Origin of the sequence: Streptomyces sp. NPDC018031 (assembly GCF_044327625.1) — a bacterium.
In the GTDB taxonomy this organism is placed as follows: domain Bacteria; phylum Actinomycetota; class Actinomycetes; order Streptomycetales; family Streptomycetaceae; genus Streptomyces.
The window spans coordinates 288,549-308,266 of record NZ_JBIRFT010000003.1; the positions used below are offsets into that span (position 1 = coordinate 288,549).

Annotated in this window: 17 protein-coding genes and 1 riboswitch; of the genes, 13 read left to right on the plus strand and 4 right to left on the minus strand. The window is 75.9% G+C overall.

The genetic code is table 11. The annotated features are described in order from the left end of the window. Positions 1-23: 23 nt before the first annotated feature. Positions 24-154: riboswitch (cobalamin riboswitch) on the plus strand. A 203-nt stretch (positions 155-357) separates the two neighbouring features. The 6 genes from ACH4B3_RS11550 (at position 358) to ACH4B3_RS11575 (ending at position 7,176) form a co-directional block, all read left to right on the plus strand. Further along, on the plus strand, positions 358-1,671 hold the full coding sequence (locus tag ACH4B3_RS11550) for a prenyltransferase/squalene oxidase repeat-containing protein (RefSeq protein ID WP_398462586.1): 1,314 nt from the start codon (positions 358-360) through the stop codon (positions 1,669-1,671). Further along, complete coding sequence (locus ACH4B3_RS11555; protein WP_398462587.1) at positions 1,671-2,435, plus strand: SCO2322 family protein; 765 nt, start codon at positions 1,671-1,673, stop codon at positions 2,433-2,435. Before ACH4B3_RS11550 ends, ACH4B3_RS11555 begins: the two co-directional genes overlap by 1 nt. 215 nt (positions 2,436-2,650) lie before the next feature. Next, the gene (locus ACH4B3_RS11560; RefSeq protein WP_398462756.1) at positions 2,651-3,889 is read left to right on the plus strand and encodes a CbiQ family ECF transporter T component; all 1,239 of its coding nucleotides are present in this window, start codon (positions 2,651-2,653) and stop codon (positions 3,887-3,889) included. Next, on the plus strand, positions 3,886-5,499 hold the full coding sequence (locus ACH4B3_RS11565; RefSeq protein WP_398462588.1) for an ABC transporter ATP-binding protein: 1,614 nt from the start codon (positions 3,886-3,888) through the stop codon (positions 5,497-5,499). The genes ACH4B3_RS11560 and ACH4B3_RS11565 overlap by 4 nt, the downstream gene beginning before the upstream one ends. After that, a complete protein-coding gene (locus ACH4B3_RS11570; RefSeq protein ID WP_398462589.1) occupies positions 5,496-6,485 on the plus strand; it encodes an ECF transporter S component in 990 nt (329 codons plus the stop codon). Before ACH4B3_RS11565 ends, ACH4B3_RS11570 begins: the two co-directional genes overlap by 4 nt. Positions 6,486-6,825: 340 nt before the next feature. Then, entirely contained in the window at positions 6,826-7,176 is a 351-nt protein-coding gene (locus ACH4B3_RS11575) for a transglycosylase SLT domain-containing protein (RefSeq protein WP_398462757.1), read from the plus strand. A 229-nt stretch (positions 7,177-7,405) separates the two neighbouring features. Here the strand turns inward: ACH4B3_RS11575 and ACH4B3_RS11580 are convergent, their stop codons facing one another. Beyond that, entirely contained in the window at positions 7,406-8,575 is a 1,170-nt protein-coding gene (locus ACH4B3_RS11580) for a steroid 3-ketoacyl-CoA thiolase (RefSeq protein WP_398462590.1), read from the minus strand. Between the two features lie 551 nt (positions 8,576-9,126). On the opposite strand from ACH4B3_RS11580, the gene ACH4B3_RS11585 reads away from it, so the two are divergent. From ACH4B3_RS11585 to ACH4B3_RS11595, 3 genes are read left to right on the plus strand one after another with little or no spacing between them, the layout of a single operon-like run. Next, positions 9,127-9,747 (plus strand): DUF6230 family protein, encoded by a 621-nt coding sequence (locus tag ACH4B3_RS11585; protein WP_398462591.1) that lies wholly within the window; start codon positions 9,127-9,129, stop codon positions 9,745-9,747. Further along, the gene (locus ACH4B3_RS11590; RefSeq protein ID WP_398462592.1) at positions 9,738-10,229 is read left to right on the plus strand and encodes a DUF6114 domain-containing protein; all 492 of its coding nucleotides are present in this window, start codon (positions 9,738-9,740) and stop codon (positions 10,227-10,229) included. The genes ACH4B3_RS11585 and ACH4B3_RS11590 overlap by 10 nt, the downstream gene beginning before the upstream one ends. Positions 10,230-10,288: 59 nt before the next feature. Continuing rightward, positions 10,289-10,984 carry a hypothetical protein gene (locus tag ACH4B3_RS11595; RefSeq protein WP_398462593.1) on the plus strand — a complete coding sequence of 232 codons (696 nt, stop codon included), beginning with the start codon at positions 10,289-10,291 and terminating at the stop codon, positions 10,982-10,984. A 197-nt stretch (positions 10,985-11,181) separates the two neighbouring features. On the opposite strand, the gene ACH4B3_RS11600 is transcribed toward ACH4B3_RS11595, so the two are convergent. After that, positions 11,182-11,739 carry a superoxide dismutase family protein gene (locus ACH4B3_RS11600; RefSeq protein ID WP_398462594.1) on the minus strand — a complete coding sequence of 186 codons (558 nt, stop codon included), beginning with the start codon at positions 11,737-11,739 and terminating at the stop codon, positions 11,182-11,184. 54 nt (positions 11,740-11,793) lie between these two features. Next, positions 11,794-14,094, minus strand: a complete 2,301-nt coding sequence (locus ACH4B3_RS11605; protein ID WP_398462595.1) for a bifunctional glycosyltransferase 87/phosphatase PAP2 family protein — start codon at positions 14,092-14,094, stop codon at positions 11,794-11,796. Between the two features lie 230 nt (positions 14,095-14,324). Here ACH4B3_RS11605 and ACH4B3_RS11610 point away from each other — a divergent pair, with 230 nt between their 5' ends. The 3 genes from ACH4B3_RS11610 (at position 14,325) to ACH4B3_RS11620 (ending at position 16,029) form a co-directional block, all read left to right on the plus strand. Further along, complete coding sequence (locus tag ACH4B3_RS11610; RefSeq protein ID WP_398462596.1) at positions 14,325-14,663, plus strand: antibiotic biosynthesis monooxygenase family protein; 339 nt, start codon at positions 14,325-14,327, stop codon at positions 14,661-14,663. Between the two features lie 248 nt (positions 14,664-14,911). Beyond that, the gene (locus ACH4B3_RS11615; protein WP_398462597.1) at positions 14,912-15,151 is read left to right on the plus strand and encodes an antitoxin; all 240 of its coding nucleotides are present in this window, start codon (positions 14,912-14,914) and stop codon (positions 15,149-15,151) included. Positions 15,152-15,504: 353 nt separating this feature from the next. Next, a complete protein-coding gene (locus ACH4B3_RS11620) occupies positions 15,505-16,029 on the plus strand; it encodes a GNAT family N-acetyltransferase (RefSeq protein ID WP_398462598.1) in 525 nt (174 codons plus the stop codon). Positions 16,030-16,075: 46 nt separating this feature from the next. On the opposite strand, the gene ACH4B3_RS11625 is transcribed toward ACH4B3_RS11620, so the two are convergent. Then, positions 16,076-18,169, minus strand: a complete 2,094-nt coding sequence (locus ACH4B3_RS11625; protein ID WP_398462599.1) for a DHA2 family efflux MFS transporter permease subunit — start codon at positions 18,167-18,169, stop codon at positions 16,076-16,078. Between the two features lie 749 nt (positions 18,170-18,918). On the opposite strand from ACH4B3_RS11625, the gene ACH4B3_RS11630 reads away from it, so the two are divergent. Further along, positions 18,919-19,644, plus strand: a complete 726-nt coding sequence (locus ACH4B3_RS11630) for a peptidoglycan-binding protein (protein WP_398462600.1) — start codon at positions 18,919-18,921, stop codon at positions 19,642-19,644. Positions 19,645-19,718 lie beyond the last annotated feature (74 nt).

Here is a 19,718-nt window from a genome sequence, read left to right on the forward strand (position 1 = left end):
CGGACACCGCCCCGGTTAGAGTGTCCGTGCACAACTTCATCGGTGTCCGATCGGGAGAAGCCGGTGCGAATCCGGCGCTGACCCGCAACCGTGAGTACGGCCCTTCCCGGCGCCGTACGAGCCGGAGCGCCCGGCCGGACGTCGCACAGGCTCCCGTCACCGGCGGCGCCGCGCACGCTGCGCCGCCGGGACGCGGCACCGTCGAGGAATACGGAGCCGGGCCCGGTGCCTCCGCGTCGCCGGCCGCAACCGATGCGGGCGCGCGGGTGGTCGGCCGCGCGCGGCTGCGCAGAACCGCACCACCCACCGCAACGACGTCAACCGGCCCGGCCGGTCTCCACCGAGAGGCACCGTCCCATGAACGCACGCCGCAGCGCAGCGGCTCTGGCTGTCTCCGTCGTCCTGGGCACGGCCCTCGCGCCCGCCGCGACCGCCGCCGGAGCAGCCCGGCAGGACACGCCCAAGCCCACGGCATCCGCCCTGCCGGAGGCCCTGTACGGCTCCGGAGACCCCCGGTTCGACGGCGTCTGGCGGCAGTCCCTGGCACTCCTCGCGCAGGACGCGTCCGGCCTCACGCCGCCCGCGGCGGCCGTCGACTGGCTGGCCGGACAGCAGTGCGCGGACGGCGGGTTCGCGGCCTACCGCGACGAGACGGCGACGCCCTGCGAGCCGAAGAAGGGCGAGTTCAGCGACGCCACGGCGGCCGCCGTGCAGGCGCTGGCCGCGGTCGGCGGCCGGGGCGCCGTGGTGGAGAAGGGCATCGCCTGGCTCAAGCGGCAGCAGAACGACGACGGTGGCTGGGGCATGAACCCGGGCAGCCCCAGCGACGCCAACTCCACCGCCACCGTGATCGGGGCCTTCGCGGCCGCCGGCGAGGACCCCGCCGGGATCACCTCCGCCAAGGGCGGCCACAGCCCGTACGACGCGCTGCTCGCGCTGCAACTGGGCTGCGACGCCGACCGGGACGAGCGCGGCGCCTTCGCCTACCAGCCGGACAAGGGCAAGCTGCACGCCAACCCGCTGGCCACCACGGCCGCCGCGCTCGCCGCCCACGGCAAGGGATTCGTGTTCGACGTCGCGAAGGCAGACAAGACGGACAAGCCGCTCGCGCCGCTGGACTGCGACGGCGGCAGCGGCGACGACAAGGCCGCGCGGGAACCGGCGGCCGGCGCGGACGCCGCCACCGCCTACCTGTCCGCCGCGCTCGCCGCCAACGGCCAGCACCTCAACGGCACGATGCCGGGGCAGGAGAAGCAGCCCGACGTCGGCGGCACCGCGGACGCGGTGCTCGCACTGGCCGCCGGCGGCCACCGGGAGGCCGCCGCCAAGCCGCTGAAGTGGCTGACCGGCAAGGAGGCCGGGGCCGTCGCCTGGGCCGAGGACCAGCCCGCGGCGCTGGCCAAGCTCATCCTCGCGGGCCGCGCCGCCGGGGCCGATCCGCGGGACTTCGGCGGTACCGACCTGCTCCGCGCGCTCGGCGAGACCGGCCCCGGCGCCGGGACGCCGTCGGCCGACCCGAGCGGGACCGAGCGGAAGAAGGACTCCGAGAACGACAAGGACGACAACGACGACGACGGCGGCTACGGCGTCTGGTGGATCGTCGGCGTCGGCGCGGTCATGGGCATCGGCATCGGCTTCCTGCTGAGCGGCCGGAAGAAGCAGCAGCACTGATGGACACCGCAGCGACCCCCCGGAGGCGGACCGGCCCCGGGACGGACGGGACCGCGCGCCCGCCCGCACCGCCCCGGGCGCGGCCGTCCGCCGTCCCGGGCACGGCGATATCCGGCGCGGTGGCCGCCCTGGCGGCCGGAGCCCTGATCGCCCTCGGCGCCACCCCCGCGGCCGCGGCCGACGGCTACCGCTACTGGTCCTACTGGGAGCGGGACGGCGGGCGGTGGACCTACGCCACGCAGGGCCCGGGGACCGCCCGGCCCGGGGACGGCGACACCGTCGGGTTCCGGTACGCCGTCAGCCCCGACTCGCGGAACGCCACGCGGCCGCGCGGCACCGCCTCCTTCGACACCATCTGCGGGGACACCCCGGCCGGGGACGGCGGCAAGCGGGTCGCCGTGGTCATCGACTTCGGTACCGCGGCCGACGCGCCGGACGGGCACACCCCGCCGGCGGCCCGCACCGCCTGCGCCCGGGTCGCCGGCGGCGCCACCGCGGCGGACGCGCTGGCCGCGGTCGCCGAGCCGCTGCGCTACGACTCCTCGGCGCTGCTCTGCGCCATCGGCGGCTACCCCCGGTCCGGCTGCGCGGAGGTCGTCTCCCGGTCCGCCGGTTCGGGATCCGCCGACGACGACGGCGGATCCCGGGCGGACGGCGGGGACGGCGGGGACGCCGGCCCCTCGGCCGGTCTGATCGGCGGGGCCGCCGCCGTGGTCGCGCTCGGGGCCGCCGCCCTGTGGCAGGCGCGCCGCCGCCGCGGATGAGCGCCGGCGGACCCCGCCCGTCCCGGCCCGGTGCGGCCGAAGGCGGACCCGGGGGCGAGTGCGGGGCGGTGCCCGGCCGCCGCGGCGGCACCGGACCCGGCGCGCCGCAGGGCGCGCCCGGCGGCACCGCGGCCGACCCGCCGGAGGGCGCCCGGGGCGGCGCACCCGGCACCCCGAAGGGCACCGCGAGCGGGGCGGCCTCGCTCGCCGAACGGCTGCGGGCCCCCAGGGAGACCCGCCGCACCGCCCTGCACGCCGGCGCCTGGTGGCTGTGGGCGCTGGGACTGGCGACCGCCGCGTCCCGCACCACCAACCCGCTGCTGCTCGGGCTGCTGATCGCGGTCGCGGGCTATGTGGTCGCGGTGCGCCGCACCGACGCGCCGTGGGCCCGGTCCTACGGCGCGTTCCTCCGGATCGGCCTGCTGGTGCTGGCGATCCGGCTGTTCTTCGCGGTCTTCCTCGGCTCGCCCATCCCCGGCACCCGGGTGCTGGTCACCCTCCCCGAGGTGCCGCTCCCGGACTGGGCGCGCGGGGTGCGGCTCGGTGGCGCGGTCACCGCCGAGGGCCTGCTGTTCGCCTTCTACGACGGGCTCAAGCTGGCCACCCTGCTCATCTGCGTCGGTGCGGCGAACGCCCTCGCCAACCCGGTCCGGTTGCTGAAGTCGCTGCCCGGCGCGCTCTACGAGGCCGGCGTCGCGGTGGTCGTCGCCATGACGTTCGCGCCGAACCTGGTGGCCGACGTGCAGCGGCTGCGGTCCGCCCGGCGGCTGCGCGGCCGCCCCGACCGGGGGGTGAAGGCGCTCCTCCAGGTGGGGATGCCGGTCCTGGAGGGCGCGCTGGAGCGGTCGGTGGCGCTGGCCGCGGCGATGGACGCCCGGGGGTACGGCCGTACCGCCCGGGTCCCGGCGGCGGTGCGCCACACCACCACGGCGCTCACCCTCGGCGGGCTGCTCGGCGTCTGCGCCGGCACCTACGGGCTGCTCGCCGCGCAGGGCGCCGGGTACGGGCTGCCGGTGCTGCTGGCCGGGCTCGCCGCCGCGCTGGGCGGCCTCCGCCTGGGCGGCCGCCGGTCGGTGCGGACCCGGTACCGGCCGGACCGCTGGGGGTTGCGGGCCTGGCTGGTGGCCGGGTCGGGCGCGGCGGTCGCGGCCCTGATGATCTGGGCCTCCGACTACGCGCCGCAGGCGCTGCACCCGCCCGCGGTGCCGCTCACCGCGCCCACGCTGCCGCTGTGGCCCGCCGCGTCGGTGCTGCTCGGCCTGGTACCGGCGTTCGTCGCGCCGGCGCCGGCCCGCCCCTCGTCCGGGGCGGCGGCCCCGGCCCGGACCGGGCCCGCGTCCCGTACCCCGGCCGCCTCCCGTCCCCCGTCCCGTACCCCGGCCGGTCCCGCGTCAGGGGTCCCGGCCGCGTCCCGCGCCGCGGCCCGGCCGCGTTCCGAGGAGTCCACCCAGTGATCCGCTTCGACCAGGTGTCCGTCACATACGCCGACGCGGCCGGCCCCGCGCTGACCGGCGTGGACCTGACCGTGCCCGAGGGCGAACTGTGCCTGCTGATCGGGCCGTCCGGAGTCGGCAAGTCGACTTTGCTGGGGACGGTCAGCGGTCTGGTCCCGCACTTCACCGGCGGCACCCTGCACGGCCGGGTCACGGTCGCCGGCCGCGACACCCGCACCCACCGGCCCCGGGAACTCGCCGACGTGGTGGGCACCGTGGGCCAGGACCCGATGGCCCACTTCGTCACCGACACCGTCGAGGACGAGCTGGCCTACGGCATGGAGTCACTGGGGCTGCCCGCCGACACCATGCGCCGCCGGGTCGAGGAGACGCTGGACCTGCTGGGCCTGGCCGAGCTGCGGGACCGGCCCATCAGCACCCTCTCCGGCGGGCAGCGGCAGCGGGTCGCGATCGGCTCCGTGCTCACCACGCACCCGCGGGTGCTGGTGCTCGACGAGCCCACCTCGGCCCTCGACCCGGCCGCCGCCGAGGAGGTGCTCGCCGTCCTGCAACGGCTGGTGCACGACCTGGGAACCACGGTGCTGATGGCCGAACACCGGCTGGAGCGGGTGGTGCAGTACGCGGACCGGGTGATCCTGCTGCCCGGCCCCGGCGAGGCACCGGTGGCCGGGGACCCGGCCGAGCTGATGTCCGTCTCGCCGGTCCACCCGCCGGTGGTGGCCCTGGGCCGGCTGGCGGGCTGGTCGCCGCTGCCGCTGTCGGTGCGGGACGCGCGCCGCAAGGCCGGGCCGCTGCGGGAACGGCTGGCCGGCCGGGCCCCGGCGGCGGAGCCGGCACCGCCGCCCGCGGCCGCGGTGGGCGAGGCGGCCGGGCTGTCGGTGCGCCGGGACGGCGCCGAGGTTTTGCACGCCGTGGACCTGGCGGTACGGCCCGGTGAGACGGTCGCCCTGATGGGCCGCAACGGCGCCGGCAAGTCCACCCTGCTGTCCGCGTTCACCGGCCTGCACGAACCGTCCGCGGGCGGCGTGCGGGCCGGTGCGGCGGTCCCGCACCGCACGCCGCCCGCCGAGCTGCTGCACCACGTCGGTCTGGTGCCGCAGGACCCGCGCGACCTGCTGTACGCGGACACGGTGGCCGCCGAGTGCGCGGCGGCGGACCGGGACGCCGGTGCCGCGCCCGGCAGCTGCCGGGCGCTGGTGAGCCGGCTGCTCCCCGGGGTGGCGGACGGAACCCACCCCCGGGACCTGTCGGAGGGTCAGCGGCTGGCGCTGGCGCTGGCCGTGATCCTCACCGCCGGGCCGCCGCTGCTCCTGCTGGACGAGCCGACCCGGGGCCTGGACTACGCGGCGAAGGCGCGGCTCGCGGACCTGCTGCGGGAACTGGCGGCGAACGGCCATGCCGTGGTGCTGGCCACCCACGACGTGGAGCTGGCGGCCGAGCTGGCGCACCGGGTGGTCGTGCTGGCCGACGGCGAGGTGGTGGCGGACGGACCCACCGCCGAGGTCGTGGTCTCCTCGCCCGCCTTCGCCCCGCAGGTCGCCAAGGTGCTCGCCCCGTCGCCCTGGCTGACGGTGCCGCAGCTGCGGCGGGCGCTGGAGGACCCGGCGTGAGCGGCGTGCACGGCGCGGGTGGCCAGGACGCCGGGAGCCTCCCGGCCGAGGTGCGGCACGGGGCCGCGGACGGCCGCCCGCCGGGCGGCGGCGCTCGGCGGCCCCGGCCCGGCGGCCGGGTCCGGGCGGTCCGGCTGGGCCCGCGGTCGGTGGCCTCGCTCGTGCTGGTGTCGGCCGTCGGCGTCATGGCGTTCGGCTGGCCGCTGCTCGCCGCGCCGGACTCCGGGCTCGCCCACTCCTCCGACGCGCCCTGGCTGTTCGCGGGGCTGCTGCCGCTGCTGATCGCCGTGGTGGTGGCCACGATCGCCGACTCCGCGCGGGACGCGAGCGGCGGGACCGCGACCGGCTCCGGCGCCTGGACACCCGGGCTCGACGCCAAGGCGGTGGCGATGCTGGGGGTGCTCGCCGCGGCGGGCGCCGCGCTGCGGCCACTGGGCGGCGGCACCGCGGGGATCGAGCCGATGTTCTTCCTGATGGTGCTCTCCGGCCGGGTGCTGGGGCCCGGTTTCGGTTTCGTCCTCGGTGCGGTGGCGATGTTCGCGTCCGCCCTGCTCACCGGCGGGGTGGGGCCGTGGATGCCGTTCCAGATGCTGGCCATGGGGTGGGTGGCGATGGGGGCGGGCCTGCTGCCGGCCGCGCGGCGGCTGCGCGGGCGCGGCGAACTGCTGATGCTCGCCGGGTACGGGGCGGTCGCGTCGGTGCTGTACGGCACGGCGATGAACCTGCAGGGCTGGCCGTATCTGGGCGGGATGGCGGCGAGCGTGTCGTTCGTGCCGGGCGATCCGCTCCCCGACAACCTGGCCCGCTTCCTCGCGTACTGCCTGGCCACCTCCATGGGGTGGGACCTGCCCCGGGCGGTGGTCACGGTGGTGCTCGTCCTGACGCTGGGCGGCACCATCCTGCGGGCCCTGCGCCGGGCCACCCGGCGGGCGGCGTTCGGCGCACCCGTCGCCTTCGCGGAACCGGACCGGTCGCGGATGCGCTGAGCGGGCGTGCCCGACCGACTCGTACGTGTGAAGCCCGGCGTGGCGGCCATCGGCGGTTACGACCGTCCTTCGTAGCCGGCCGGGGCGGCGGGCGCGCACCTGGGACGCGCGGAACCGGGCGGCCCGGCCGGGGCTTCTCCGACCGGGGGTAGTACGTGGCTGAATTGCGGTCAGCTGTCGGGGCGTCAACAGTGAGCTTGCCGCCGGGGCGGCAGCAGGCCACTCCGGCGGGGTCCTTGCCGCCTACGGAAGGTGTCGCTCCGTGTCCCTCAGCCACAGCTGCAACCGGCCCCTGCCCCTGTCCTGTCGGAGAAGTCTCGCGGTCGGCGCCGCGGCGGCCATGGGCGCGGTCGCCCTCACCGCGCTGCCGGCCGAGGCCGCCGCGGCCCCGCGCAAGAGCGGTGCCCCGGCGCGGGAGGTGGCCCGGAAGATGATCCCGGACAAGACGCAGTTCGGGTGCTTCAACAAGCTCGTGGAGCGGGAGAGCGGGTGGAGGGTCACCGCGAGCAACGCGGTGAGTGGCGCGTACGGACTGCTGCAGGCGTCCCCGGGGACCAAGATGGCCTCGGCCGGGCCCGACTGGAGAACGAATCCGGCCACCCAGATCAGCTGGGGGCTGGACTACATGAAGGACCGGTACGGCGGCCCGTGCGGCGCCTGGTCGTTCTGGCGCGCCAACCGCTGGTACTGATGCCCGGCCGGCCCGGGCGGGCGGCGGGCGCAAACCCTCCGCCTCCCCGGGCGGCCCGCGGCGCCGGCTCTCCCGGGGCGCGGCCGGCCGGACCGGCCCGGGCCGCCCCGGATCCGGGCCCGGGCCGGGTGCCCCTCCCCCTCCCGGGTCCCAGGCGCTGGATGATGGCCGCGGGTCACAGGCGCTGGATGATGGTCGCGGGTCACAGGCGCTGGATGATGGTCGCGGGTCACAGGCGCTGGATGATGGTCGCGGTGGCCAGCGCCCCGCCGGCGCACATCGTGATGAGCGCGAACTCCTTGTCGCCCCGCTCCAGTTCGTGCAGTGCGGTGGTGACCAGCCGGGCGCCGGCCGCGCCGGCCGGGTGGCCGAGGGCGATGGCGCCGCCGTTCACGTTGACCTTCTCCAGGTCCTGCTCGAAGAACTGGGTCCAGGACAGGACGACGGAGGCGAACGCCTCGTTGATCTCCACCAGGTCGATGTCGCGCAGCGTCATCCCGGCCTTGCCGAGCACCGCCTGGGTGGCGTCGATCGGGCCGTCGAGGTGGAAGTGCGGGTCGGCCCCGACCAGCGCCTGCGCCACGATCCGGGCCCGGGGCCGGAGTTTCAGGGCGCGGGCCGCGCGCCGGGACGCCCACAGCACGGCGCAGGCCCCGTCGGACAGCTGGGCGGAGTTGCCGGCGGTGTGTATCGCGGTCGGCATGACCGGTTGGAGGCCGGCGAGCGCCTCCATCCGGGTGTCGCGGAGCCCTTCGTCGGTGTCGACCAGCCGCCACATGCCCTGTCCGGCGAGTTGCTCCTGCTCGGTGGTGGGTACCTGCACGGCGAAGGTCTCCCGCTTGAACCGCCCCTCGGCCCAGGCGCGGGCGGCGCGCTCCTGCGAGACCAGGCCGAGGGCGTCGGCCCGCTCCCGGGTCAGGCCGCGGCGGCGGGCGATCCGTTCGGCGGCCTCGAACTGGCTGGGCAGGTCGACGCTCCAGGCGTCGGGCCAGGGCCTGCCGGGGCCGTGCCGGGCGCCGCTGTCCCACGGCACCCGGGACATCGCCTCGACCCCGCAGGCGATGCCGATGTCGATGACACCACCGGCGATCATGTTGGCGACCATGTGGTTGGCCTGCTGGGAGGAGCCGCACTGGCAGTCGACGGTGGACGCGGCCGTCTCGTAGGGCAGCCCCATGGCGAGCCAGGCGCCGCGGGCGGGGTTCACGGACTGCTCGCCGGCGTGGCCGACCGCGCCGCCCACGATCTGCTCCACGCAGTCGGGCTTCAGGGGGGTGCGGGCGAGCAGTTCACGGTACGTCTCGCCGAGCAGCTGAGCGGGGTGGAGCTCGGCGAGCGCGCCCCGGCGCCTGCCGATGGGGGTGCGCACGGCTTCGACGATGACGGGTTCGGCGGCCATGAAGGTCCTCTCCTCGCGCCCGCGGACAGAACTGGTACGCGTTCTAGTTGCGCCACCGCAGTCTGCTGAGCGGCCGCGCGGCGGCGCAAGAGCCGTGCACGGCCGGATGCGGACCGTGACCCTCCCGTAGTCAGCGGGCCCCTCGGGCACCACCGGGCCGGTCGCCGCCGCCCGCGCGACCGACGGGGCGTCAGACAGCGGGCGGCCGGCGCCGCCCACCCCGCGCGGCCCCGGGAGGCGTCCGGGCGGCGCGCGCCGGACCGCGTCCGCCCCAGGGGCCGGCGACCGGCCCCACCTGCGGCCGACCGACCTGACGATCGATCAGTTCCCTGACTGAAAAGCACCCCTCCCCGATTATTGCCAGTGCCCGCTGGCGTGCTTACTCTCAAGTAAGTCGAGCGCATTGACATGCTCGACTCAATCAAGCGCGACATCCGGCCTGCGCCGCACCCCCGCCGCACGACCCCGCGCCGCTCATACGCACGCCGCAGGCACTCCCCCCACGCGCACACCGCAGGGCACTTCCGCACGCCTGAAGGGGACTTCTCACCATGAAGGATGAACAAGGCAGACATATCACTGGACGTGTGAGGTGGCGCCGGTTCGCCGTCCTCTCCGTGCCGGGCTTCGCCGCGACCGCCGCGCTCGCCGTCGCCCTCGCCAACGGTGCCATCGCCGCGTCGTTCGCGGTGTCGGGGCAGCAGTTCAAGGTCTCCGCCGACCAGCTCAGGGGCGAGGGCTTCGCCCAGTACGGCAGTGTGGACGTCAACGCCCGCGAGGACCTGCTGCCGGTCGCGGTCACCGCCATCCGCGAGGCGAAGATCGACAACCTGTGCCAGTCCGTGGTCACCCACCTGCCCATCATCGGCGACATCTCGCTGAAGCTGTCGGCCGGCACCGGCGGCAAGTCCGTCGAGGCCACCGACCTCTACATGGACGCCACCGACATCGCCGGTGACGCCAGCTTCAACAACATCGAGATCGGCCGGGACGCCTCCACCCTCGACAAGGGCCCGGACGGCGCCCAGGGCATGCAGGACCTGTTCTCCCAGCAGGCCGACGACGTCCGCATCGTCGACCTGCGCACCACGGCCTGGGCGACCACCGCCGGGACCTTCAAGCTCAACGGCCTGAGCATGAAGATCAGCAAGGGCAAGAAGGAATGCTTCTGAGATGGCGCCGGTGGCGTAGGAGCCGGCCGTTCTGGGGCGGCCTGGTCACCGTCGCCGCGGGCGCGGAGATCAGCTCCATACCGCTGGCCCCGCTGAAGGTCATGGTCCTCCAGGGCGTCACCGGGATCGTGTCGGTGCTCATCGGACTCGTCCTGATCGTCCTGGGACTCAGCGCCTGGTTCGCGCCGCACCACCGCGGACTCGCCGGCGTGCTGGCCGTCCTGGTCGCCGCGGCCGCCCTCGTCCTGTCCAACCTGGGCGGCTTCTTCCTCGGCACCATCGCCGGCGTCATCGGCGGCAGCCTGATCTTCGCCTGGCAGCCGGTGCCGCCGAAGCCCGGCCCGGCCCGGGCGTCCGGGCCCGCCGACGCGGCCGGACCGGACCGCGTGCCCGGGGACGAAGACCCCGCGTCCGCGACCGGCCCCGGGACGGCGTCCGGTCCCGGGACGGAGACCGCGCCGAGCTCCGCGTCCACCCCCTGAACCCACCCCCCGACGCACCATCGCGCACCACACAACCCTCACGAAGGAGCCGCAACCCCATGTCCCTCAACCGCACCTTACGAGGCCGCGCCCTGCTCACCGCGGGTGCCGGTCTGGCCACCGCCGCCGCGCTGACCGTCGCGGGCACCGCCACCGCGCTGCCCACCGGCGCGGCGGCCGGGTCGACCACGGTCACCCCCGCCGGCCACTACTTCAAGGCCACGCTCTCCGGAAAGGCCACCTTCAAGGCCGGATCGGTGACCGTGACCTGCTCCGTCTCCGTCTCCGCCTCCCCGACCGGCACCGACGGGAAGAACCAGATCCCGGCGGCTCCGAACAACACCAACGCCGACGGCCCGGTCGGCGGCCCGCTCAGCGCGCCCACCTACAGCTCCTGCACCGCCAGCCTCCCCGGCGTCACGCCCACCGTCACCACCAGCGGCGACTGGGGCGTCTCGGTCCAGAACGGCTCGCCGTCCACCGCCAGCCTCACCATCCCGACCGGCGGCTTCGTCCTCAAGACCAGCGGACTGGCCAGCTGCACGGTGACCGCCGCGCCCACCTCCAGCGCCTCGGTGACCGGCACCTGGACCAACGGCACCCCGGCCAAGCTCGCCTTCTCGGGGGTCTCGGTGCCGGTGAAGGTGGTCGGTGGCTTCGGCTGCCCGACCAGCTCCACCACCTCCACGTTCACCGTCGCCTATGACATCACCGACGTCACCGACCCCACCCAGCAGATCACCGTGACCGGCTAGGACCGGTCCGGACGGCGGCGCGCCGGCTCCCGGGGCGCCGCTCCGGTGGCGGCGGCGCGCCGGCCGCCGGACCATGGAGGAGCGGCGATCCGCGCCGGGCCGGGCGGGGTTCCGCCCGGCCCGGCGCACCCGCGTCCGACGCCCCGGCACCCGGCGGCGGATGCCCGCCCCCGGGTGCCGGCACACCGGGACCCGCGCTACGCGAACGGCACCGTCACGCACGCCAGTCGGGCGCCCGCGGTGCCCGCGTGGCCGTCATGGGTGTTGGTGGCGTGCTCGTGCACCACCACCGAACGCGCCCCCTGCGCACGGAACTTCCAGTCCACCACGGCCTCCGCCCGGCCCGAACCCCGCCGGTCGGTGGTCAGGTCCAGCCAGATCTCGTTGCGCGGGTTGGCGTAGGCGGAGTCGGTGGAGGGCTGCTTGGGATCCACCACGTCCTGGTAGTGCGGGCCCGCGTCGGCGGGCAGCGCCCCACAGGGCTTGGTGTGCACATGAGCGCCGAACGTCCGGTTCGCCTCGACTCCCCGTATCCGCAGCACGACCCGGGAACCCCCGTCCGCGGTCGGGTGCTTGAGGACCGTCACCCGGCTGCCCTCCGGAATGGAGGCGGTGTCATACGTCACCGCGTCCTGGACACCGGTGCCGGAGACCGCCTGGTACCTCTCCTGCACGATCGTCACCGGGCACTGGGTCCCGCTCGCGGCGGATACCGAGGCCATCGAAACGGCCAGCGCCGTCGTCACCAAAGACATCTGAGACGTCTCCCGTCATCATCGCTCTCACGGATATGAGCTGCGGGCACGACGCTATAGGCCGGTGCCGCCGCTCGACCGGGGAACGGAGCGCACGGCCGGATCCGGTTCCTCGTCGGCCGGGCCGCCCGCCAGGGGGCCGCGGTCCGCCGGTGCGGGGCCGGCCGGTCTCCCGGGCGCGGAGGTGCCGTCCGCCGGCCCGCCGCCGGCCGGGGCCTCTCCGCCGCCGGCGGAGAGCCCGGTCCGGGGTCCGCCGCGGTGCCCGTCACCCGCGGTCGGCGCCCGCTTCATCCGGGCGGGGCCGGGCAGCGCCCGGACCGCCGCCAGCGCGGTGCGCGGCAGGTCCCGGAACGACAGGTCCCGGTCGGTCCGCGGCACCCGCCGGGTGCCGGTCAGCACGTACTGCAGCGCGAAACCGACGGTCACGACGAGGGCGCCGCCCACCGCGTCCAGCACGTAGTGGTTGGCGGTGCCCACGATGACGGCGACCGTCATCAGCGGGTACAGCATGCCCAGCACCTTGATCCACGGCCTCGGCGCCACCATCGCGATGATCACACCGCACCACAGCGACCAGCCCACGTGCAGCGACGGCATCGCCGCGTACTGGTTGGACAGCTTGGTGAGCGCGCCGAAGTCGGGGTCGTCGAAGTCCTGCGGGCCGTGCGCGGTGTCGATGTAGCCCAGCCCCGGCATCAGGCGCGGCGGCGCGAGCGGGTAGAGCCAGAAGCCGGCCAGGGCCAGCAGGGTGGCGAGGCCCAGCGGGGTGCGCGCCCACCGGTAGGCGGCGGGGCGGCACACGTAGAGCCAGCCCAGCAGCGACATCGGCACCAGGAAGTGGAAGGTGGAGTAGTAGTACCCCATGCTCTCCTTCAGCCACGGGGTGCCGGCCACCAGGTGGTTGAACCAGTACTCGACGTCGATCCTCAGCCACTCCTCGGCGGCCAGGATCTGCCGGCCGTGGCCCTCGGCGAGGCTCCGCGAATCGGGCGCACCGCCGCGCACACAGGAGTAGCCGAAGTAGAACACCCGGATCAGCAGCAGTTCCAGGAGCAGGTTCGGACGGGACAGCGGCCGCCGGTACGAGCGCAGCAGCGGGACGTACCGGAAGCGGCCGCGCTCCGCGGCGGCCAGGGCGGTGGCCTCGGGCGCCGACCACAGCGGCGAGGTGCGCGCCATGAACGGCACCACCAGCGCGGCGGCCAGCGCGGCCAGCAGCGGGGCGTTGTCGCCGAGGACGTCGTAGAGCCTGATGTCCGGCAGCAGCGCGGTCCGGCTGAGCGACATCACCAGCATCACGATCACCGGCCACATCAGCCGGTCGGAACGGCGCTTGCCGACCCGGCCGACGATGGCCAGCAGGATCCACAGCTGCTGGTACTGCCAGGAGGTGGGCGAAACGGCCAGCGCCACGCAGCCGGTGACGGCCACCGCGAGCAGCAGCTGCCCGTCCTCGGCGTACCGCACCGCGCGCCGCAGTCCGAACCAGACGACCGCCGGCGCCAGCACCGCCAGCAGGGCGAGCTCCAGCGGTCCGTGCAGGCCCAGCCGGAGCAGCAGACCGTGCAGCGACTGGTTGGACAGGCTGTCGGCGGGCGCGCCGAGCCCGGCGCCGCCGATGTGGTGGAACCAGTACGTCCGCGACTCCCGCGGTATCACGGCCCAGGCCAGCGCGGTGGTCACGGCGAAGGTGCCGGCGCCGAAGGCGACCGCCCGGCGCTGCCCGGTGAGCCAGTGGAGGACGGCGAAGAGCAGCAACGCGGGCTGCAGGGCCGCGGCGAGCCCGGTGAGCAGCCCGGCCTGCCGGCCGGAGGTCCTGCGCAGCAGGGTCAGCAGCACCAGCAGTACCGGGATGATGCTGGTCTGGCCGAGTGTGAAGGTGCTGCGGACCGGCAGCGACAGCGCCATCAGGCTGATGGCGACCGGCGCGGCGAGCAGCTTGGTGTTCCGGGACACCTGCGCGGGCAGGGCCCGCGCCACCACCAGCCCGAGCGCCACCACCAGCAGCAGGGTGCCGAAGGTCCAGGCGACACCGAGGCTCTGTTCGGCGGCCCGGGTCAGCGGTTTGAGGACCAGTCCGGAGAACGGGGTGCCGGTGAAGCTGTCCCCCTCGTAGAGGGAGCCGCCGACATGCAGCACGCCCTGGTCACCGATCCAGGTCTCCAGGTCGGTGAGTCGTTCCCCGGCGGGCCGGCGCAGCACCGCGACCGCCTGACGGGCGGCCAGGAGCCCGGCGAGGAGCCACAGGGCGGCGAGCGTCACGCCGGTCCGGGACGTCCGTGGCCCGGCCACGGCACCGGGTTCCGGCCCCTTGCCCGGGGCCTCGGCCAGTCCGCTCCGCTCCGCTTTCGTCACGCCCCGCCGCTCCCCCACTCTTCGCTTCCGCTCGTTCGGCCGCACCGGGCGGAGGGAACTCCGCCGGGCCTCACGGCCCTTGCCGGCCGCCGCCACGGGCGGAGCATACGGGACGTTTCCCCCTATCAGTTGATATCTGACTGGGGCGCACGGGGGTGCGGACCCGGCGGATCCGGCCGACCCGGCGCCTGCCGCGCGGCCCGTCCCCGGCCGTGCGGCAGGATGGCCGTATGAGCATCGTGAAGATCAATGTGCTGACCGTGCCGGCCGAGCAGCGGGAGGTGCTGGAGCAGCGTTTCGCCTCCCGCGCGGGGGCCGTGGAGAACTCCGACGGCTTCGAGTGGTTCGAGCTGCTGCGGCCGGTCGAGGGCACCGACCAGTACCTGGTGTACACGCGCTGGCGCAGCGAGGAGGACTTCGCGGCCTGGATGGAAGGCCCGATGAAGGCGGCGCACCAGGGCGGCGGGGACGGCGGCGGAGAGGGTGCCGCCCGGCCCCGGCCCGCCGCGTCCGGCTCGACCCTGTGGTCCTTCGAGGTCGTCCAGCAGGCGGCGCCCAAGCAGTCCTGACGCCCGCTTCCGCCGTCCGCCGCGCGGTGGACGGCGGAAGCCCGACCGCCGTGCCCGGGCCCTTCCGGGCCGCTCGCCACCGTCGGGTGGCGGGCCCTTCCCGCCGTTCGCCCGGTCCTTCCGGGCCGCTCGCCCGCCGGGCGCCATCATCACCCGATCGGAGTACCTCCGTTCGCCCGGCGCCCGGTCACGCCGAACCCTGTGAGGGAAGGTCCGCCCCAGCGAGAAGAGTGGTTCCCATGGGCTTGATGGACAGCATGAAGAACCTCAAGAACAAGGTCACCGGCGCTGCCAAGGAACACCCCGACCAGACCGGACGGGGCATCGACAAGGCCGCCGACGAGGCCGACCGGCGTACCGGCGGAAAGCACACGGGCCACATCCACAAGGGCGCCGACCAGGCCCGGCACCGGTTCGGCGGCCACGGCGAGGGCCATCGGCGCGGCGGCGACTCCGGCGAGGGCCGGGGCGGCGGCACCCCCGCCTAGCGGTGCGTACGGGTACGGCCGGGCGGCACCCCCGCCCGGCCGTACCCGTACCGGTCGACAGCCGGAACCGGCGCCGCCCGGCTGTACCCGCCGCCCGGCCGGCCCCGGCCACCACCCGGGCGGTGGTGCCGTGGCCGCCCGCGGTGGTGCCGGCTCGCACGGGCTGCGGCGGCTCGCACGGCTGCGGCGGCTCGCACGGGCTGCGGCGCCGGGCCCACCCGAGCGCTGGTGCCGGGCATCGCACCCGCGTGGTGCACCGGGCCGCGTTGCCGGGCCCGCGGGCGCCGTGGCGCCGGCCCGCCCGGGCGGAATCCCGCTGGGCGCGGCGGGCCGCCGCTGCGATCATGACGGCCATGACCGAGAGCGCAGACCCCCGCACCCGCTGGACCGCCGCCGCCGAGCCGGTGCACTCACCCACCGCGGCCGCCCTGCTCCGGGAGTACTTCGTGGAGGTGGCCGACCGCTGGTACCGGCTGCACCGGGGATACCCGGCCACCCCCGAGGAGATCGAGGGCGGACTGGCCGAGCACCACAGCGACGACCTCGTGCCGCCGCACGGCGTGCTGCTGGTGGCCCGGTACGACGGCGAGCCCGCGGGGTGCGTCGGGCTGCGGCGGTGGGACGAGGTCACCGTGGAACTCACCCGGATGTTCGTCCGCCCCGCCCACCGCGGGCTGGGCGGCGGGGGGCGGCTGCTGGCGGCGGCCGACCGGGCGGCCCGGGACCTGGGCGCGCGGCGCATCACCCTGGACACCCGGCTGGACCTGGTGGAGGCGCGCGCGCTCTACGCCCGGCACGGGTACGCCGAGATCCCGGCGTACAAGGAGGACCGGTACGCGGAGTGCTTCTACGGCAAGGACCTCCTCCTCACCGCCTGAACCCGCCGGGGCCTCCCCCGTCCGCCTGAGGGTTCCCGCCGCCGCGCTAGGCGTGGCGCGGCGGCGGGGGCCGCCAGTCGCCGCCGCGGTCACCGCCGTCGTGGGGCTGCTCGGCGTCCGAACCGCACAGTTCGCGGCTGAGCTGGTCGACCAGTTCCCTGAGGTCGGTGGGGCGGTCGGCCGTCCACCAGTCGCCGAGCAGTTCGGCGAGCGTCTCCTCCCGGGCCCGCAGCAGCCGGGCCGCCACCGCGCGCCCGCCGTCCGTCAGCACCAGCGGCAGTCCCTGCCGCACCGCGAGGCCGCGCGACTCGACCTGGCGGGCCGCCTCGGTGAGGGCGCGCAGCGGCACGGTCGTGCGTTCCGCGAGCAGATAGGGCTCCGCAGATCCGTAGTGGTTGATCCGCAGCAGCAGCCAGCTCGCGGCGGGCTGCAGGTCGAGTCCGGCGCGTTCGGTGATGTCCGCGTACACCTGCCGGCGGCCCTCGCGGCTGCCGAGCAGGGACAGCGCTCGGGCGCACTCCTCTCGCGAGGTGCGCTCGACGGGGTTGCTGGAGAGCACCTCGCTGGTGTCGGGGGCGGTGACCGAGCCGCGCAGCGGCTCCTCCCGGAGGAACCAGGCGAGGACGAAGGCGACGAGTACCACCGGCACCGCGTACAGGAAGACGTCGGTGATGGAGTCGGCGTAGGCGTCGAGCACCCCGGCGCGCTCGTCGGCCGGCAGCCGGGACACCGCGCGCGGGTCGCCGCTCAGTTCACCGGGGTCCACGCCCGGTGGCAGGGGCCGGCCGGCGAGCGCGTCCTCGATCCGGGGGCCGAGTTGGTGGGCGAAGACGGTGCCGAAGATGGAGACGCCGAAGGAGGCCCCGATGGAGCGGAAGAAGGTGGCTCCCGAGGTGGCGACGCCCAGGTCGCGGTAGGCGACGGCGTTCTGCACGATCAGCACCAGCACCTGCATGACCAGGCCCAGTCCGAAGCCGAACACGAAGAAGGAGGCGCTGATCCCGGCGTCCGAGCTGGACACGTCGAGCTGGTGCAGGAGCAGCAGGCCGAGCGCGGTCACCCCGGTGCCGGCGATGGGGAAGAACCGGTAGCGCCCGGTGCGGCTGACGATCTGCCCGGAGCCGGTGGAGGCGAGCAGCATGCCGAGGACCATGGGGAGCATGTGGACCCCGGACATGGTGGGCGAGACGCCCTGCACGACCTGGAGGAAGGTCGGCAGGTAGGTCATGCTGCCGAACATCGCGAAGCCGACGACGAAGCCGATGACGGAGCAGAGCGCGAAGGTCCGGCTGCGGAAGAGCTTCAGCGGCAGCACCGGCTCCACGGCGCGCCGCTCGACCTGGACGAAGGCGACCAGGAGCACCGCGCCCAGCACCCCGAGCCCGATGATCTGCGCCGAGCCCCAGTCGTAGCTGACCCCGCCGAGCGAGGTCATGAGCACCAGGGACGCGGCCACCGCGGCGATCAGGAAGGTGCCGAGGTAGTCGATGGTGTGCCGGGTGCCGCGGGCCGGGATGTGCAGCACCGTGGCGATCACCGCGAGGGCCACCGCGCCCACCGGCAGGTTGATGTAGAAGACCCAGCGCCAGCTGAGGTGGTCGACGAAGAGGCCGCCGAGCAGCGGGCCGAGCACGCTGGTGCCGCCGAAGACCGCGCCGAACAGGCCCTGGTAGCGGCCGCGCTCCCGGGGTGGGACCAGGTCTCCGACGATCGCCATGGAGAGCACGATCAGCCCGCCGCCGCCCAGGCCCTGCACGGCGCGGAAGGCGATCAGCTGCGGCATGTTCTGGGCCAGGCCGCAGAGCGCCGAGCCCGCCAGGAAGATGACGATGGCCAGCTGGTAGAGGCGTTTGCGGCCGTACTGGTCACCGAGTTTGCCCCACAGCGGGGTGGCCGCGGTGGAGGCGAGCAGATAGGCGGTGACCACCCAGGACAGATGGTCCAGGCCACCGAGGTCGCTGACGATGGTGGGCAGCGCGGTCGAGACGATCGTCTGGTCCAGGGCGGCGAGCAGCATGCCCAGCAGCAGGGCGCCGATGGCGACCAGCAGGGAGCTCCGCGGCTGCTCCGCGCCGGGTTCGGCGACCGGGGCGCCGGGCGGGGGCGGTCCGGAGCGGGAGCTCCTCTCCTCCTGCGCCATCACCCCTCCTCGGGTCGGTCACGCGGCTCGGGGCCGGGCCGGGCGGCGGGCGCGGCCCGGGCGCCGTGCGGCGGCGGTCCGGACCGGCCGGGTCCGCCCGGGCGGGCTCGCGGCCGGTCCGGCGGGCCCGTCCAGCCATCCTCACCCGTATGCCCTGGTACGGCCCGTCGAGCGGGTCCGTCCGGCGATCCGCCCGGCACCCGCCCGGCGTCCGGTGGCCATCCGCCCGGCACCCGGCGGCCATCCCGAAGCCCTGCGGAGACCGGTTTCGGGCCCGCATAATCGCTGCGACTCCAGGGAGGGACAGACTTGTGACGGCAGACGACTGCCCGCACTGCCTCGCGCCCCCGCGCGAGAACGGACGCCCCGGATGCGCCTGTGCCGCGCGCGCCGCGGCCGCCGCCCGGCACCCGCACCCCGCGGACACCGCGCCCGGCGCGGCGCCCGGCGCGGCGGACCGCGCCGCGAGACCCGCGGCGGCGCACCCCTACGTCGGCCCCGACGACCGGCGGCTGGGCGGCGCGAGAGGCGCCGCGCTGTTCAGAACGCGGCCGGCGGGCCCGGCCGCCGGCGGGTGGGACGGCCCGGACGGGCCCGGTGGGGAGCCGGGCGCCGCCGCCCCCGGACCCGCGTCCGGGCACCGGCCCGCCCGGCGGGACCCGGGGCCCGCCACCGGCCCGGACGGCGAACGCGCCGCCGGCGCCGCGCCCGGCGCGGCCTTCCCCGCCGGCCGGGCGGACCCCGGGCCCGTGCCCCTCGGTGCCGGCGGCCCGGCGGGCCTCCCGGACGCCGCGGACGCCCCGGCGGACACCGGTCCGGCCGCGGACACCCGGGCCCGGCACCGCCGGAGCAGGCCGCTGGTCGCGGTGTCGGCCGCGGCGGCGGTGGTCGCGCTGGCCGGCACGCTCGCGTTCGGCACCGGGCTGCTGGGCGGCGACACCGGTGAGGACCGCGGTGACCGGGCGCTCCCGGACCACCGGTCGCCGCTGCCCACCCGGCCGGTGGAGACCTGGAACGGCAGCATGACCCCGGACGGGCCGCCCGCCACCACGCCCGCCGGCCCGCCCGCCGCGGCGACCTCGGCCACACCGAGCCGCGGCCCGGCCGGCAGCGCGCGGCCGTCGCCGGCCACCTCGCCCGCGCCGAGCACCGCGTCACCGGACCGCCCGTCGCCGTCGGCGGTGGAGACCGGGCCGGCCGGCACCCCGTCGCAGAGCCCGTCGCCGGAGCCCACCGGGCCGCCGGTGCTGCGGCCGGGCGACAGCGGCGCCGAGGTGGTGGAGCTGCAGAAGCGCCTCAAGCAGACCCTGACCTATCTGGGCGGCGCGGACGGCGAGTACGACGAGGGCGTGCGGAACGCGGTCGCGCGGTACCAGCGCGACCACGATGTGGACGGCGATCCGGAGGGGGTGTACGGCCCGGCGACCCGTGCGGTGCTGGAGTCCCGGACCGAGGAGCCGGCGGTGGATCCCTGAGGGGGTTGGCGTTGACCGCGCTCACTTTGTATCGTTGAGGAACAAAGTGGTTCCGCCCGCACTCCCTGACCGGC